Consider the following 17,240-nt stretch of genomic DNA (forward strand, 5'->3'; position numbering starts at 1 on the left):
GGCAAAGTTAGTAAGGTCGTTGAAGTTTTGAAACCGTTACATACAAAACATTTCAACAAAAACAGTAAGTTTTAGAGTTATTTACGTGTATATTTTTTTATTTCAAAAGCAAAAGCGTGTTTTTCATCAATACCCTGTTTCAGTACAGTTTCACTATTCCACTCAGATTCAGAAAATTTAGGAAAAAAAGTATCTGCGTCAAACACTCCATCTACTTGTGTGATATACATTTCTTGAAGGATGTTTCGCTGCATAACTTCTGCATAAATTTGTCCCCCACCAATGATGAAAACAGTTCTTTCGGTTTCATTTTTATAGAACTCTAAACATTCAGTAAGTGAAAAAAAGACATGAGCTCCTGGTGCTTGATAGCCGATTTGGTGAGTTAAAACGGCATTTTCACGATTTGGCAAGGGTCTAAATTTCTCAGGAATAGATTCATAATTTTTACGTCCGGTTATTACTACATGACCTGTTGAAGTTTCTTTAAAGAATTTCATATCAGCCGGCAATTTCCATAACAAATCGTTGTCTTTACCAATGCCAAAATTTTTATCCATGGCAACAATTAATGATAGTTTCATAATGATCGGTATTGAATAATTAATTTTTTATTTGAGGCATTAAGCACATGCAATAATTTCTCAATTGGTTTTTTCACCTTTTCTTTCAAATGTAACTCATCTGCAGTTTGAATCATACGTATAGGAAGAATAAACGCCCTTTTCACCCAAGTCCAACAGCTTTGGACCGCAGTTGACTCTTTCGACACCCCTGCGATGCAACCCAATCCGGCTGACGGGGAGCCAGCAACGCTGAAAATTTACCCTCCTCTTTCCCACTAGCGGCTCCTTTTCCGACAACCAGCACGGCGGATCCCTGCCGCGGCGCTGTGAACGCAGCATTTTGATTGGTATCGTTGGCCTTCAGGCTCGTCAGTCAAACAGACCCAGGAGCAGCTCAGCCGGTGGCGCCCGGCTTTCGGGTAACGCCCTGGTCCCGCTGGTTTCGGCTTTGTGCTTCAGGTGATCAAGGATCTGCTTGATCACTATAGGGTCTTCAATGCAGGCGATGACTTTCATGGCGCCGCCGCAGCCGCTGCAGGTCTCGATGTCGATATTGAAAACACGCTTGAGCCGTTGCGCCCATGTCATCGACGCTCGCCGTTGTGCTGGTGTTGCCGGTTCATCAGCCACCCTGACCTTGTTGCCCCTGCCCCGTTTTGCCGGCGTGACCAACGCCCGGTGCCGACTGTTGGGTGCGAACACCCCGTGGAAGCGGGTTAGGTTGACTCTGGGCTTCGGTACCAGGGCGGCCAGCCTTGCAATGAAATCCAATGGTTCGAAAATGACGTGCGTGGTGCCGTCCCGGTACGGCGTCTTGAGCTGGTAGCGCACGTTGCCGCCTCGTGTTAACGACAGCCGCTTCTCGGATACCGCCGGGCGGCTGATGTACCGGCACAGCCGTTCGAGCTTCTTGCGTTCATCGGCCCTGGCCGCCACGCCGGCGTGCAGGCTGGACCCGGCTACCTTGCCAATCCCGTCACCGAACGGATCACCACTGGTCGGCAGAGTTTGCAAAGTGAACACCTTTCGCCCCGCCTGTGAACCGACAGCGATACGGTAAGTGATCGAGTGCCCCAGCAGGGGTGTCATCGGGTCGTCATCCACCGCATCCGAGGCCAGATAGCTGTTTTCGACATCCCGTTCCAGCAGGCCTTGCCGTTCCAGATAGCGACCCACCCGGTGGGCGATGGTGTGCGTCAGCTGGGTGAGCTCTGGGCTGGTCGGCGCCTTGACCCAGCGGAAACGCGCTGAGCCGTGGGATTGCTCGACATACACACCGTCGAGAAACAGCATGTGGAAGTGAACATTCAGATTGAGCGCCGATCCAAAACGCTGGATCAGGGTGACCGCGCCCGTCTTGGCCACTTGGTGGGTATGGCCCGCTTTCTTGACCAGGTGCCAATACCCATCTTTGTATCAACTCCCCTTCCTGCCCGGCATCCCCGCAATTGATGACTTCAGAACAAGATGCTACCAATTTTTCAATAACAGCAAATTGCCTTTTTACTCCATCGTTATCAATTAGTTTAATGCCAAATTTTTTAGGTACAATTGGCAGATCTTCCAATTTCCAGTATTTCCAATTTTCTTTGTAATCATGGGGTTCATTCAATGTACACAGATGGCCAAAAGTCCAGGTTACCCAATAGCCATTTCCTTCATAAAAGCCGTTGTTGCGTTGTTTTGCACCAATTACTTCGGCAATATCTTTTGCCACAGAAGGTTTTTCAGCTATACATAAAATCATAAGGAGGCAAAGTTAGTAAGGTCGTTGAAGTTTTGAAACCGTTACATACAAAACATTTCAACAAAAACAGTAAGTTTTAGAGTTATTTACGTGTATATTTTTTTATTTCAAAAGCAAAAGCGTGTTTTTCATCAATACCCTGTTTCAGTACAGTTTCACTATTCCACTCAGATTCAGAAAATTTAGGAAAAAGTATCTGCGTCAAACACTCCATCTACTTGTGTGATATACATTTCTTGAAGGATGTTTCGCTGCATAACTTCTGCATAAATTTGTCCCCCACCAATGATGAAAACAGTTCTTTCGGTTTCATTTTTATAGAACTCTAAACATTCAGTAAGTGAAAAAAAGACATGAGCTCCTGGTGCTTGATAGCCGATTTGGTGAGTTAAAACGGCATTTTCACGATTTGGCAAGGGTCTAAATTTCTCAGGAATAGATTCATAATTTTTACGTCCGGTTATTACTACATGACCTGTTGAAGTTTCTTTAAAGAATTTCATATCAGCCGGCAATTTCCATAACAAATCGTTGTCTTTACCAATGCCAAAATTTTTATCCATGGCAACAATTAATGATAGTTTCATAATGATCGGTATTGAATAATTAATTTTTTATTTGAGGCATTAAGCACATGCAATAATTTCTCAATTGGTTTTTCACCTTTTCTTTCAAATGTAACTCATCTGCAGTTTGAATCATACGTATAGGAAGAATAAACGCCCTTTTCACCCAAGTCCAACAGCTTTGGACCGCAGTTGACTCTTTCGACACCCCTGCGATGCAACCCAATCCGGCTGACGGGGAGCCAGCAACGCTGAAAATTTACCCTCCTCTTTCCCACTAGCGGCTCCTTTTCCGACAACCAGCACGGCGGATCCTGCCGCGGCGCTGTGAACGCAGCATTTTGATTGGTATCGTTGGCCTTCAGGCTCGTCAGTCAAACAGACCCAGGAGCAGCTCAGCCGGTGGCGCCCGGCTTTCGGGTAACGCCCTGGTCCCGCTGGTTTCGGCTTTGTGCTTCAGGTGATCGGATCTGCTTGATCACTATAGGGTCTTCAATGCAGGCGATGACTTTCATGGCGCCGCCGCAGCCGCTGCAGGTCTCGATGTCGATATTGAAAACACGCTTGAGCCGTTGCGCCCATGTCATCGACGCTCGCCGTTGTGCTGGTGTTGCCGGTTCATCAGCCACCCTGACCTTGTTGCCCCTGCCCCGTTTTGCCGGCGTGACCAACGCCCGGTGCCGACTGTTGGGTGCGAACACCCCGTGGAAGCGGGTTAGGTTGACTCTGGGCTTCGGTACCAGGGCGGCCAGCCTTGCAATGAAATCCAATGGTTCGAAAATGACGTGCGTGGTGCCGTCCCGGTACGGCGTCTTGAGCTGGTAGCGCACGTTGCCGCCTCGTGTTAACGACAGCCGCTTCTCGGATACCGCCGGGCGGCTGATGTACCGGCACAGCCGTTCGAGCTTCTTGCGTTCATCGGCCCTGGCCGCCACGCCGGCGCGCAGGCTGGACCCGGCTACCTTGCCAATCCCGTCACCGAACGGATCACCACTGGTCGGCAGAGTTTGCAAAGTGAACACCTTTCGCCCCGCCTGTGAACCGACAGCGATACGGTAAGTGATCGAGTGCCCCAGCAGGTGTCATCGGGTCGTCATCCACCGCATCCGAGGCCAGATAGCTGTTTTCGACATCCCGTTCCAGCAGGCCTTGCCGTTCCAGATAGCGACCCACCCGGTGGGCGATGGTGTGCGTCAGCTGGGTGAGCTCTGGGCTGGTCGGCGCCTTGACCCAGCGGAAACGCGCTGAGCCGTGGGATTGCTCGACATACACACCGTCGAGAAACAGCATGTGGAAGTGAACATTCAGATTGAGCGCCGATCCAAAACGCTGGATCAGGGTGACCGCGCCCGTCTTGGCCACTTGGTGGGTATGGCCCGCTTTCTTGACCAGGTGCCAATACCCATCTTTGTATCAACTCCCCTTCCTGCCCGGCATCCCCGCAATTGATGACTTCAGAACAAGATGCTACCAATTTTTCAATAACAGCAAATTGCCTTTTACTCCATCGTTATCAATTAGTTTAATGCCAAATTTTTTAGGTACAATTGGCAGATCTTCCAATTTCCAGTATTTCCAATTTTCTTTGTAATCATGGGGTTCATTCAATGTACACAGATGGCCAAAAGTCCAGGTTACCCAATAGCCATTTCCTTCATAAAAGCCGTTGTTGCGTTGTTTTGCACCAATTACTTCGGCAATATCTTTTGCCACAGAAGGTTTTTCAGCTATACATAAAATCATAAGGAGGCAAAGTTAGTAAGGTCGTTGAAGTTTTGAAACCGTTACATACAAAACATTTCAACAAAAACAGTAAGTTTTAGAGTTATTTACGTGTATATTTTTTTATTTCAAAAGCAAAAGCGTGTTTTTCATCAATACCCTGTTTCAGTACAGTTTCACTATTCCACTCAGATTCAGAAAATTTAGGAAAAAAAGTATCTGCGTCAAACACTCCATCTACTTGTGTGATATACATTTCTTGAAGGATGTTTCGCTGCATAACTTCTGCATAAATTTGTCCCCCACCAATGATGAAAACAGTTCTTTCGGTTTCATTTTTATAGAACTCTAAACATTCAGTAAGTGAAAAAAAGACATGAGCTCCTGGTGCTTGATAGCCGATTTGGTGAGTTAAAACGGCATTTTCACGATTTGGCAAGGGTCTAAATTTCTCAGGAATAGATTCATAATTTTTACGTCCGGTTATTACTACATGACCTGTTGAAGTTTCTTTAAAGAATTTCATATCAGCCGGCAATTTCCATAACAAATCGTTGTCTTTACCAATGCCAAAATTTTTATCCATGGCAACAATTAATGATAGTTTCATAATGATCGGTATTGAATAATTAATTTTTTATTTGAGGCATTAAGCACATGCAATAATTTCTCAATTGGTTTTTTCACCTTTTCTTTCAAATGTAACTCATCTGCAGTTTGAATCATACGTATAGGAAGAATAAACGCCCTTTTCACCCAAGTCCAACAGCTTTGGACCGCAGTTGACTCTTTCGACACCCCTGCGATGCAACCCAATCCGGCTGACGGGGAGCCAGCAACGCTGAAAATTTACCCTCCTCTTTCCCACTAGCGGCTCCTTTTCCGACAACCAGCACGGCGGATCCCTGCCGCGGCGCTGTGAACGCAGCATTTTGATTGGTATCGTTGGCCTTCAGGCTCGTCAGTCAAACAGACCCAGGAGCAGCTCAGCCGGTGGCGCCCGGCTTTCGGGTAACGCCCTGGTCCCGCTGGTTTCGGCTTTGTGCTTCAGGTGATCAAGGATCTGCTTGATCACTATAGGGTCTTCAATGCAGGCGATGACTTTCATGGCGCCGCCGCAGCCGCTGCAGGTCTCGATGTCGATATTGAAAACACGCTTGAGCCGTTGCGCCCATGTCATCGACGCTCGCCGTTGTGCTGGTGTTGCCGGTTCATCAGCCACCCTGACCTTGTTGCCCCTGCCCCGTTTTGCCGGCGTGACCAACGCCCGGTGCCGACTGTTGGGTGCGAACACCCCGTGGAAGCGGGTTAGGTTGACTCTGGGCTTCGGTACCAGGGCGGCCAGCCTTGCAATGAAATCCAATGGTTCGAAAATGACGTGCGTGGTGCCGTCCCGGTACGGCGTCTTGAGCTGGTAGCGCACGTTGCCGCCTCGTGTTAACGACAGCCGCTTCTCGGATACCGCCGGGCGGCTGATGTACCGGCACAGCCGTTCGAGCTTCTTGCGTTCATCGGCCCTGGCCGCCACGCCGGCGCGCAGGCTGGACCCGGCTACCTTGCCAATCCCGTCACCGAACGGATCACCACTGGTCGGCAGAGTTTGCAAAGTGAACACCTTTCGCCCCGCCTGTGAACCGACAGCGATACGGTAAGTGATCGAGTGCCCCAGCAGGGGTCATCGGGTCGTCATCCACCGCATCCGAGGCCAGATAGCTGTTTTCGACATCCCGTTCCAGCAGGCCTTGCCGTTCCAGATAGCGACCCACCCGGTGGGCGATGGTGTGCGTCAGCTGGGTGAGCTCTGGGCTGGTCGGCGCCTTGACCCAGCGGAAACGCGCTGAGCCGTGGGATTGCTCGACATACACACCGTCGAGAAACAGCATGTGGAAGTGAACATTCAGATTGAGCGCCGATCCAAAACGCTGGATCAGGGTGACCGCGCCCGTCTTGGCCACTTGGTGGGTATGGCCCGCTTTCTTGACCAGGTGCCAATACCCATCTTTGTATCAACTCCCCTTCCTGCCCGGCATCCCCGCAATTGATGACTTCAGAACAAGATGCTACCAATTTTTCAATAACAGCAAATTGCCTTTTTACTCCATCGTTATCAATTAGTTTAATGCCAAATTTTTTAGGTACAATTGGCAGATCTTCCAATTTCCAGTATTTCCAATTTTCTTTGTAATCATGGGGTTCATTCAATGTACACAGATGGCCAAAAGTCCAGGTTACCCAATAGCCATTTCCTTCATAAAAGCCGTTGTTGCGTTGTTTTGCACCAATTACTTCGGCAATATCTTTTGCCACAGAAGGTTTTTCAGCTATACATAAAATCATAAGGAGGCAAAGTTAGTAAGGTCGTTGAAGTTTTGAAACCGTTACATACAAAACATTTCAACAAAAACAGTAAGTTTTAGAGTTATTTACGTGTATATTTTTTTATTTCAAAAGCAAAAGCGTGTTTTTCATCAATACCCTGTTTCAGTACAGTTTCACTATTCCACTCAGATTCAGAAAATTTAGGAAAAAAAGTATCTGCGTCAAACACTCCATCTACTTGTGTGATATACATTTCTTGAAGGATGTTTCGCTGCATAACTTCTGCATAAATTTGTCCCCCACCAATGATGAAAACAGTTCTTTCGGTTTCATTTTTATAGAACTCTAAACATTCAGTAAGTGAAAAAAAGACATGAGCTCCTGGTGCTTGATAGCCGATTTGGTGAGTTAAAACGGCATTTTCACGATTTGGCAAGGGTCTAAATTTCTCAGGAATAGATTCATAATTTTTACGTCCGGTTATTACTACATGACCTGTTGAAGTTTCTTTAAAGAATTTCATATCAGCCGGCAATTTCCATAACAAATCGTTGTCTTTACCAATGCCAAAATTTTTATCCATGGCAACAATTAATGATAGTTTCATAATGATCGGTATTGAATAATTAATTTTTTATTTGAGGCATTAAGCACATGCAATAATTTCTCAATTGGTTTTTCACCTTTTCTTTCAAATGTAACTCATCTGCAGTTTGAATCATACGTATAGGAAGAATAAACGCCCTTTTCACCCAAGTCCAACAGCTTTGGACCGCAGTTGACTCTTTCGACACCCCTGCGATGCAACCCAATCCGGCTGACGGGGAGCCAGCAACGCTGAAAATTTACCCTCCTCTTTCCCACTAGCGGCTCCTTTTCCGACAACCAGCACGGCGGATCCCTGCCGCGGCGCTGTGAACGCAGCATTTTGATTGGTATCGTTGGCCTTCAGGCTCGTCAGTCAAACAGACCCAGGAGCAGCTCAGCCGGTGGCGCCCGGCTTTCGGGTAACGCCCTGGTCCCGCTGGTTTCGGCTTTGTGCTTCAGGTGATCGGGATCTGCTTGATCACTATAGGGTCTTCAATGCAGGCGATGACTTTCATGGCGCCGCCGCAGCCGCTGCAGGTCTCGATGTCGATATTGAAAACACGCTTGAGCCGTTGCGCCCATGTCATCGACGCTCGCCGTTGTGCTGGTGTTGCCGGTTCATCAGCCACCCTGACCTTGTTGCCCCTGCCCCGTTTTGCCGGCGTGACCAACGCCCGGTGCCGACTGTTGGGTGCGAACACCCCGTGGAAGCGGGTTAGGTTGACTCTGGGCTTCGGTACCAGGGCGGCCAGCCTTGCAATGAAATCCAATGGTTCGAAAATGACGTGCGTGGTGCCGTCCCGGTACGGCGTCTTGAGCTGGTAGCGCACGTTGCCGCCTCGTGTTAACGACAGCCGCTTCTCGGATACCGCCGGGCGGCTGATGTACCGGCACAGCCGTTCGAGCTTCTTGCGTTCATCGGCCCTGGCCGCCACGCCGGCGCGCAGGCTGGACCCGGCTACCTTGCCAATCCCGTCACCGAACGGATCACCACTGGTCGGCAGAGTTTGCAAAGTGAACACCTTTCGCCCCGCCTGTGAACCGACAGCGATACGGTAAGTGATCGAGTGCCCCAGCAGGTGTCATCGGGTCGTCATCCACCGCATCCGAGGCCAGATAGCTGTTTTCGACATCCCGTTCCAGCAGGCCTTGCCGTTCCAGATAGCGACCCACCCGGTGGGCGATGGTGTGCGTCAGCTGGGTGAGCTCTGGGCTGGTCGGCGCCTTGACCCAGCGGAAACGCGCTGAGCCGTGGGATTGCTCGACATACACACCGTCGAGAAACAGCATGTGGAAGTGAACATTCAGATTGAGCGCCGATCCAAAACGCTGGATCAGGGTGACCGCGCCCGTCTTGGCCACTTGGTGGGTATGGCCCGCTTTCTTGACCAGGTGCCAATACCCATCTTTGTATCAACTCCCCTTCCTGCCCGGCATCCCCGCAATTGATGACTTCAGAACAAGATGCTACCAATTTTTCAATAACAGCAAATTGCCTTTTACTCCATCGTTATCAATTAGTTTAATGCCAAATTTTTTAGGTACAATTGGCAGATCTTCCAATTTCCAGTATTTCCAATTTTCTTTGTAATCATGGGGTTCATTCAATGTACACAGATGGCCAAAAGTCCAGGTTACCCAATAGCCATTTCCTTCATAAAAGCCGTTGTTGCGTTGTTTTGCACCAATTACTTCGGCAATATCTTTTGCCACAGAAGGTTTTTCAGCTATACATAAAATCATAAGGAGGCAAAGTTAGTAAGGTCGTTGAAGTTTTGAAACCGTTACATACAAAACATTTCAACAAAAACAGTAAGTTTTAGAGTTATTTACGTGTATATTTTTTTATTTCAAAAGCAAAAGCGTGTTTTTCATCAATACCCTGTTTCAGTACAGTTTCACTATTCCACTCAGATTCAGAAAATTTAGGAAAAAAAGTATCTGCGTCAAACACTCCATCTACTTGTGTGATATACATTTCTTGAAGGATGTTTCGCTGCATAACTTCTGCATAAATTTGTCCCCCACCAATGATGAAAACAGTTCTTTCGGTTTCATTTTTATAGAACTCTAAACATTCAGTAAGTGAAAAAAAGACATGAGCTCCTGGTGCTTGATAGCCGATTTGGTGAGTTAAAACGGCATTTTCACGATTTGGCAAGGGTCTAAATTTCTCAGGAATAGATTCATAATTTTTACGTCCGGTTATTACTACATGACCTGTTGAAGTTTCTTTAAAGAATTTCATATCAGCCGGCAATTTCCATAACAAATCGTTGTCTTTACCAATGCCAAAATTTTTATCCATGGCAACAATTAATGATAGTTTCATAATGATCGGTATTGAATAATTAATTTTTTATTTGAGGCATTAAGCACATGCAATAATTTCTCAATTGGTTTTTCACCTTTTCTTTCAAATGTAACTCATCTGCAGTTTGAATCATACGTATAGGAAGAATAAACGCCCTTTTCACCCAAGTCCAACAGCTTTGGACCGCAGTTGACTCTTTCGACACCCCTGCGATGCAACCCAATCCGGCTGACGGGGAGCCAGCAACGCTGAAAATTTACCCTCCTCTTTCCCACTAGCGGCTCCTTTTCCGACAACCAGCACGGCGGATCCTGCCGCGGCGCTGTGAACGCAGCATTTTGATTGGTATCGTTGGCCTTCAGGCTCGTCAGTCAAACAGACCCAGGAGCAGCTCAGCCGGTGGCGCCCGGCTTTCGGGTAACGCCCTGGTCCCGCTGGTTTCGGCTTTGTGCTTCAGGTGATCAGGATCTGCTTGATCACTATAGGGTCTTCAATGCAGGCGATGACTTTCATGGCGCCGCCGCAGCCGCTGCAGGTCTCGATGTCGATATTGAAAACACGCTTGAGCCGTTGCGCCCATGTCATCGACGCTCGCCGTTGTGCTGGTGTTGCCGGTTCATCAGCCACCCTGACCTTGTTGCCCCTGCCCCGTTTTGCCGGCGTGACCAACGCCCGGTGCCGACTGTTGGGTGCGAACACCCCGTGGAAGCGGGTTAGGTTGACTCTGGGCTTCGGTACCAGGGCGGCCAGCCTTGCAATGAAATCCAATGGTTCGAAAATGACGTGCGTGGTGCCGTCCCGGTACGGCGTCTTGAGCTGGTAGCGCACGTTGCCGCCTCGTGTTAACGACAGCCGCTTCTCGGATACCGCCGGGCGGCTGATGTACCGGCACAGCCGTTCGAGCTTCTTGCGTTCATCGGCCCTGGCCGCCACGCCGGCGCGCAGGCTGGACCCGGCTACCTTGCCAATCCCGTCACCGAACGGATCACCACTGGTCGGCAGAGTTTGCAAAGTGAACACCTTTCGCCCCGCCTGTGAACCGACAGCGATACGGTAAGTGATCGAGTGCCCCAGCAGGGGTGTCATCGGGTCGTCATCCACCGCATCCGAGGCCAGATAGCTGTTTTCGACATCCCGTTCCAGCAGGCCTTGCCGTTCCAGATAGCGACCCACCCGGTGGGCGATGGTGTGCGTCAGCTGGGTGAGCTCTGGGCTGGTCGGCGCCTTGACCCAGCGGAAACGCGCTGAGCCGTGGGATTGCTCGACATACACACCGTCGAGAAACAGCATGTGGAAGTGAACATTCAGATTGAGCGCCGATCCAAAACGCTGGATCAGGGTGACCGCGCCCGTCTTGGCCACTTGGTGGGTATGGCCCGCTTTCTTGACCAGGTGCGTGGCAATGACGCGGTAAACGATGCCCAGCACCCACCCCATGATCTCGGGCCGGCTGGCAAACAGGAAACGCAGCTGAAACGGGAAGCTCAACACCCACTGACGCATGGGTTGTTCAGGCAGTACTTCATCAACCAGCAAGGCGGCACTTTCGGCCATCCGCCGCGCCCCACAGCTCGGGCAGAAACCGCGACGCTTACAGCTGAAAGCGACCAGGTGCTCGGCGTGGCAAGACTCGCAGCGAACCCGTAGAAAGCCATGCTCCAGCCGCCCGCATTGGAGAAATTCTTCAAATTCCCGTTGCACATAGCCCGGCAATTCCTTTCCCTGCTCTGCCATAAGCGCAGCGAATGCCGGGTAATACTCGTCAACGATCTGATAGAGAAGGGTTTGCTCGGGTCGGTGGCTCTGGTAACGACCAGTATCCCGATCCCGGCTGGCCGTCCTGGCCGCCACATGAGGCATGTTCCGCGTCCTTGCAATACTGTGTTTACATACAGTCTATCGCTTAGCGGAAAGTTCTTTTACCCTCAGCCGAAATGCCTGCCGTTGCTAGACATTGCCAGCCAGTGCCCGTCACTCCCTGTCGTCTGGGCGTTCCTCTGGGCTAAACATCGACATGATCCGGCGCTTAATATCGCCGTCCTTGTTGACCAGCGTCTTGGTCACGAAGGCCGCGTATTCTTTGGCGTTGTCGTACCCTTTCCAGACCTCGTGGGGGTCAAGAGCGTAGGCGCAAACCCGCCCAGCGACTGGGATTCTGACCAAGGCGCGTTCTGTCTCAAGGTGGGGTTCTAGGGATTTTCCCCTCTAAAAAGACATAATCCTCTGTAGACCACACCAATAAATGGCTGCGGAGGTGGTTTACTTTCAGCTTGGAGCCTAATCATCCACTATCGGCCTTGTTATTTCGCCAATATTGGGCAATTTCCCAGTATTAGTGAAGTTATACGTTCCGCTTAAGTTGATATTTTGCCACGCAACGGGCGAAACAGCACGAGTGATACCCGCTTTCTCTTCATCTCCTCTCGCTTCAAAGTGTCCCAGAAGATGACTCAGTATCGCGGAGTTGAAGTAGATGATCGCGTTGGCAAGCAATCTTGCGCATTCATTCCAGATAGCGATTTCAGACTCGTTTTTGCCACGGAACTGATCACCATTCACCGACGCAATGGCTCGTCTAAGGAAGTGCCATGCTTCTCCCCGGTTCAGGGCACGTTGCACATACTGCCGCAAACTGGCATCGTCGATGTAGTCAAGTAAATATTGCGCTTTAACCAGTCGATTATACTCCGTCAGAGCCTGTAATATTGGGTGTCCAGAAGGGTAACCAGACAACTTTCTTACCAGCATTGCTTGTGTCGTCCGCTTTGTCTGAAGTGACAGAACAATACGCCTGATATCTTGCCATCCCGTTGTAATAACATTCGTTCTGATAGGCTTCTTTAGCGCCAGTATGGTGCTGCCTTGTTCACTTTCAGTCACATCAAACAGATCATTGATGACACTACTGAACTGCGCGTATCGCGGTGCAAAACTGTAACCGCATAGATCCAGTAAGGCGAAGTTAACATGATTGACACCGTGTGTATCTGTCGAGAGTACGTCAGGTTTGATTTCACTGCTGTTGGATTGTAACAGGTCATAAATATAGTGTGATTCGTGCTCGTTGGAACCGATGATCCGAGCATTGAGGGCGCTGTGGTTGGCCACCAGTGTCATGGCCGTGATCCCTTTGTTGGTGCCGAAATACTTAGAGGAGTACCGGGTTTTAAAGGTTTCCAGATGGGTTTCGAATTTCTGACCATCCGCACTGGCATGCAGCTGGTCCTCCTGAATATGGTAGTGGCGGAAGATGGGTAGCGCTGCAACCGCATTATTGATCACGTCGCTGGCGTCATGCAGCGTTTCAGGCCGGATATAGTTGGCCTGCACCGTACTCAGGTGTTCATAGCTTCGATCGGAGATCTGCGCCATGCCATACACACCACGGTGAGTGGCGTTGGCAATCAGAATGGCCAGTAAATCATCCTGATGAGTGAACCCTTGTTTTTGTATCGGAAGTACATGAGTCAGACATTTCATGAACCCGGTTTCGCGCTCTACATACCGCAGTACATCCGCGATACCGACCGGTTGCATTCGCTTAAAAAAGGGATTGTTGACCAGAGATGTAGCGCTTTTGGTCGGCAGACGCCAGCGGGTACCGGTACGATTTTTCATGATCACATTTCGATTGTCTCCCTCATCAATATGGAGAGCAACGTCTTTGAGTGCACTTTCCAGCCGGTGTTGTTTCTCCTGTAACAATAACTCTGCGGGCTGTTTTAGTCTGTCCAGTGTTGATGAGGCCAGCAAGGTATCCTGCGATGTCTGGGGGATCAGGTCGTCTTCCAGTGCGCGGTATTTGGTAACATTTGGCAAATAAATGCGTCCATTCAGTCGTGAGGTTAACTGCCGGTAGAGCAGCCATTCGTAACGTTGCGGGTTAACGTTATCCTGTTTAACCAACCATGGGAGGTGCTTTTTCGGGATGAGCGACGTATCCATCGTCTTCAGTGGTCCACCGAATGCGATTTCCGTCTGCATCTGTTGAAGTTGGGCGACGACGGCTTCTGAGCCTTTACCGGCCTCACATTCAAGGCACAAGAACACCTGCCTTAACAGTTGCTCCAGGAGATTGCATTGTTCATCGTAATGTTGCCACTGGTACTCTTCCACGGTCCGTTTCTGTTTTTTCAGGTAAAGGCAGAGGGTCTGGATATCCCTGTCATTCATGACCTTCAATGCCTGTTGTCTGACTACTGAGAAGGGTTGATTATCATCAATGTTCTCATCCACAAACAGATGCAGTAACTCTGCCGCTTTCGTGACATTGTCCGCGGCTGACTGCCAGGACAGGAACACTGCTTGTTGTGCAAAGGTGTTGGCAGCTTCTTGTTGCTTGCGGATATGGTAAATGAACCCATCAGTTAACCGTTCCAGTGCCAGTTGTATCCGCTCTGTCAGGTGACATAGCAACCATAGATGCTGCTGTGCGCGTTTGAATCGTTTGAGTTTACTACCGTAATAGTTGATGAGCTCACCGAAGTGTTGTCGATTTTTAAGAGACAGATTAAGCCCATCGATAACGCCATTGATTTGCGTGCGCCATGGCGCTAACTGATGATAAAGGGCAAGCTCTTTTTTAAGTTCAGGTACGGTCAGACTTTTTGCACCGCCTCTGAGCTGGTTCAGGCTTAGTCCGTCATCAATGGCTGTTATGCTGTCCAGAAAGACGTGAAGTTCAGGACTGGTGAGTTGATTAAGTTGGTGCGCCAGGTCTTTTCTGACCTGCTGCATCGCTCTGCTTATCAGTCTCTGGAGTACGGTGTACCTAGGGATAGCAATGCTGTGACTGGTTAGGAATTCAATAGCAGTATCAAAGAGGTAACGCGGCTCCAGCCAGGCATTGCCCACCTGAACAAGGTGGTCGAAAAGAGAATTGAAGTGCTGACTTTCGTCCCATTTGTGATAACCAGCAAGGTCTAATACTTTTGCGTAGAGTCGATCTTTTGTTTTTGTGAGGAGTGAATGGTCTGAGCCCTTGCCGCCAAGCAGCTCTTTACTGATGAACATTAAATCCTTAGAAACCTGCGAGTAAGCGATATCTAGGATGACGGGCTTTGATTTGAAGTATCCCAAAATCGCGACAAAGTAACATCTATGAGCTCTGAGACGAATTGACCGAAAAACTGCCAATTCCGCATCGTTCAGAGAAAAGTACAGACGTTGTTCTTCGATTGAAAAAATGGGTGGGGAATAAAGATCTGCCTGTTCTGCTCTCGTGAGAATAGTAATTTCGTTTTTGATGGCCATATCAGGGCTGTTCCGTATTAAATGTACGATATTTACCTAATTTGCCACACTTATAAGTAGTAACCCACCTCCGCAGCCATTTATTGGTGTGGTCTACAGAGGATTAAGTCTTTTTAGAGGGGAAAATCCCTAGAACCCCATTGTGATACTTGGTAATCATTCCCCCCACGAAATTTATTGCCATTAACTGAAGTAATAGCACGTTTTAACTGATGGTATGCTTCACCTCTGTTCAAGGCTTGCTGGACGTAATGACGCAACGTTGAATTATCAACATACTCCAAAACATAAATAGATTTAATTAAACGGTCGTACTCATGCAATGCTGACAATCTTCGGCTCTTGCCGTTACTCAACTTTCTAATGATTGTGCTTTGAGTGGTGGTTTTACGACTCAATGAACAAACAATATGCTGAATATTGTCCCATTCTTCAGCAATTAGCTTATGATTAATATCTTTCTTTAATTGAATACGGCCTCCGTTCTCTTCAGTCACTTCAAATAGCTCAAAAAACACCTTTTTCATTTTCGCGTATCGAGGGGCGAATGTGTAACCAAAGAAATCTAATATAGCGAAGTTAACATTATTGGTACCATGCGTATCGGTCGATAAGGTATTAGGCTGTATATCTGAAGAGTTGTTATAGAGTAAGTCAAAAGCAAAGTGACCTTCATATTCGTTAGCGCCAATGACTTGCGTACTCACCGGAACATGACGTGGTCAACCAAAATTGACCAACCCAGTTAAGCTACTTTTTTCAATTTCTTCATGTCCGCCTCATATTGATTTGAAATTTCCATACTTTATCTAATTCATGTTTTTCTAAATTAGCTAAAATGCAACTCAGAAATGTCCAGAAGTGAGTTGTGTGGTGTCGAGTGGAGATTGTACGATTAAGCCCCTAAGTAATTAGTCCGTCAGTCTCCCTCGGTAATCAAATTAGTACATCTTAGCGATCAAATTGGTAAAAAATTAGACATGTAGATGAATGCCCACCTTAAAAAATAGACAGCGGGTTGGGCTGGGTGATTTTTCTGGTGTTAGACGCCAGCAACCCATGCGGCAGAATGGTTGCTCACTTACTCGTCTATTTTTAGCGGGAATTCTTAGCCAACTGTACGCGCTGTATGCAGATTTAAGCAGTCGAGTGATGCGCACTTTGGAGGAGATGGCACCACGAGTAGAGGTTTACTCTATTGACGAAGCGTTTTTGGATTTAACCGGTATTGAGTCTGCCATATCTCTTGTCGAGTTCGGACAACAAGTGCGAGAGCGCATAGGCCACTGGATTGGGATCACCGTCTGTGTAGGCATTGCACCGACTAAAACACTCGCCAAACTGGCTAACCATGCCGCCAAAAAATATCCAGCTACTCAGGGGGTTGTAGACCTGACCAATCCAGATCGGCAACGTCGATTGCTCGCATTAGTCCCGGTTGATGATGTTTGGGGCGTTGGTAGACGGCTTTCTAAGCGTTTAAATGCGTTGGGTATCACCACAGCCTTAGATCTCGCCAATGCCTCTCCTAGAGCCATCAGAGACCAGTTTTCAGAGGTTTTAGAAAGAACCGTCAGAGAGCTCAATGGTGAGTCGTGCATTGAACTTGAAGAGATCCCGCCAACTAAGAAGCAAATCGTCTGTAGCCGTTCATTTGGCGTAAAAGTGACGCACTTTGAATTTTTAAGTGAAGCCGTATGCGAATACGCAACCCGCGCCACTGAGAAACTTCGCAAAGAACAGCAGCAAGCCAAAGTGCTGACCGTGTTCATACGTACCAGCCCCTTTAAGGACAACGAGCCGCAGTACAGCAACTCTGCATCGGGTGAATTGCTAATCCCCAGTTGCGACACGCGGGATTTTATCGAGCTGGCCAATCACTTACTCAAGCGGATATGGAAGGATGGTTTTCGTTATGCCAAAGCGGGCGTCATGCTGTCTGACTTTTACGATCCTGGCATGTTTCAACCAGGACTATTCGATGACGTATCGACCCGCTCTAATAGCCAGCAGCTAATGTCTGTATTGGACACCATTAACCAAAGCGGTGCCGGAAAGGTTTTCTTTGCTGGACAAGGACTCAAGAAAGATTGGTCGATGAAGCGAGAGCATTTGTCTCCCGCTTATACAACACGCTGGGACCAGTTACCGCGAGTGAAGTAGCG

General features: G+C 48.5%; 9 protein-coding genes and 9 pseudogenes. 1 reads left to right on the top strand and 17 read right to left on the bottom strand.

The genetic code is table 11. From position 1 onward, the window contains the following. Window positions 1-77: 77 nt before the first annotated feature. From H1225_RS13025 to H1225_RS13090, 17 genes and pseudogenes are all read right to left on the bottom strand, one after another. Entirely contained in the window at window positions 78-590 is a 513-nt protein-coding gene (locus tag H1225_RS13025) for a dihydrofolate reductase (RefSeq protein ID WP_086371372.1), read from the bottom strand. Between the two features lie 345 nt (window positions 591-935). Next, a pseudogene (locus H1225_RS13030) lies at window positions 936-1,964 on the bottom strand (IS91-like element ISCR2 family transposase); the annotation flags it as partial. Between the two features lie 61 nt (window positions 1,965-2,025). After that, a pseudogene (locus tag H1225_RS18445) lies at window positions 2,026-2,313 on the bottom strand (DNA topoisomerase III); the annotation flags it as partial. Window positions 2,314-2,395: 82 nt separating this feature from the next. Further along, window positions 2,396-2,906 (bottom strand): annotated as a pseudogene (locus H1225_RS13035) (dihydrofolate reductase). A gap of 343 nt (window positions 2,907-3,249) precedes the next feature. Next, window positions 3,250-4,274, bottom strand: a pseudogene (locus H1225_RS13040) (IS91-like element ISCR2 family transposase); the annotation flags it as partial. Window positions 4,275-4,346: 72 nt separating this feature from the next. Further along, window positions 4,347-4,622 (bottom strand): toprim domain-containing protein, encoded by a 276-nt coding sequence (locus tag H1225_RS13045; protein ID WP_239739147.1) that lies wholly within the window; start codon window positions 4,620-4,622, stop codon window positions 4,347-4,349. A gap of 82 nt (window positions 4,623-4,704) precedes the next feature. Beyond that, complete coding sequence (locus H1225_RS13050) at window positions 4,705-5,217, bottom strand: dihydrofolate reductase (RefSeq protein ID WP_086371372.1); 513 nt, start codon at window positions 5,215-5,217, stop codon at window positions 4,705-4,707. A gap of 345 nt (window positions 5,218-5,562) precedes the next feature. Continuing rightward, window positions 5,563-6,589 (bottom strand): annotated as a pseudogene (locus H1225_RS13055) (IS91-like element ISCR2 family transposase); the annotation flags it as partial. 61 nt (window positions 6,590-6,650) lie between these two features. Then, window positions 6,651-6,938 (bottom strand): annotated as a pseudogene (locus H1225_RS18450) (DNA topoisomerase III); the annotation flags it as partial. A gap of 82 nt (window positions 6,939-7,020) precedes the next feature. After that, window positions 7,021-7,533: a dihydrofolate reductase gene (locus H1225_RS13060; protein WP_086371372.1), complete on the bottom strand. Its 513-nt coding sequence runs from the start codon at window positions 7,531-7,533 to the stop codon at window positions 7,021-7,023. A gap of 344 nt (window positions 7,534-7,877) precedes the next feature. After that, window positions 7,878-8,903: pseudogene (locus H1225_RS13065) on the bottom strand (IS91-like element ISCR2 family transposase); the annotation flags it as partial. Window positions 8,904-8,975: 72 nt separating this feature from the next. Further along, complete coding sequence (locus H1225_RS13070; protein WP_239739147.1) at window positions 8,976-9,251, bottom strand: toprim domain-containing protein; 276 nt, start codon at window positions 9,249-9,251, stop codon at window positions 8,976-8,978. A gap of 82 nt (window positions 9,252-9,333) precedes the next feature. Beyond that, window positions 9,334-9,846, bottom strand: coding sequence for a dihydrofolate reductase (locus H1225_RS13075; RefSeq protein WP_086371372.1), 513 nt, complete (start codon window positions 9,844-9,846; stop codon window positions 9,334-9,336). A gap of 343 nt (window positions 9,847-10,189) precedes the next feature. Then, window positions 10,190-11,682: pseudogene (locus tag H1225_RS13080) on the bottom strand (IS91-like element ISCR2 family transposase). A gap of 111 nt (window positions 11,683-11,793) precedes the next feature. After that, window positions 11,794-12,006 (bottom strand): annotated as a pseudogene (locus tag H1225_RS18340) (repA); the annotation flags it as partial. A 93-nt stretch (window positions 12,007-12,099) separates the two neighbouring features. Beyond that, window positions 12,100-15,075, bottom strand: coding sequence for a Tn3 family transposase (locus tag H1225_RS13085; RefSeq protein WP_239739148.1), 2,976 nt, complete (start codon window positions 15,073-15,075; stop codon window positions 12,100-12,102). Window positions 15,076-15,188: 113 nt separating this feature from the next. Next, window positions 15,189-15,782: a Tn3 family transposase gene (locus tag H1225_RS13090; protein WP_000107352.1), complete on the bottom strand. Its 594-nt coding sequence runs from the start codon at window positions 15,780-15,782 to the stop codon at window positions 15,189-15,191. Between the two features lie 283 nt (window positions 15,783-16,065). Between H1225_RS13090 and umuC the strand changes: the two genes are divergently transcribed. Then, entirely contained in the window at window positions 16,066-17,238 is a 1,173-nt protein-coding gene (umuC, locus tag H1225_RS13095; RefSeq protein WP_001142610.1) for a translesion error-prone DNA polymerase V subunit UmuC, read from the top strand. Window positions 17,239-17,240 lie beyond the last annotated feature (2 nt).

It is taken from the genome of Proteus penneri, from assembly GCF_022369495.1.
Lineage (GTDB): Bacteria > Pseudomonadota > Gammaproteobacteria > Enterobacterales > Enterobacteriaceae > Proteus > Proteus penneri.

Excerpts from the sequence above, each read along its gene's own strand:
- H1225_RS13045 (WP_239739147.1), bottom strand. The coding sequence starts at position 4,622 with ATGATTTTATGTATAGCTGAAAAACCTTCTGTGGCAAAAGATATTGCC.
- H1225_RS13070 (WP_239739147.1), bottom strand. The coding sequence starts at position 9,251 with ATGATTTTATGTATAGCTGAAAAACCTTCTGTGGCAAAAGATATTGCC.
- H1225_RS13085 (WP_239739148.1), bottom strand. The coding sequence starts at position 15,075 with ATGGCCATCAAAAACGAAATTACTATTCTCACGAGAGCAGAACAGGCA.
- umuC (WP_001142610.1), top strand. The coding sequence starts at position 16,066 with ATGCCCACCTTAAAAAATAGACAGCGGGTTGGGCTGGGTGATTTTTCT.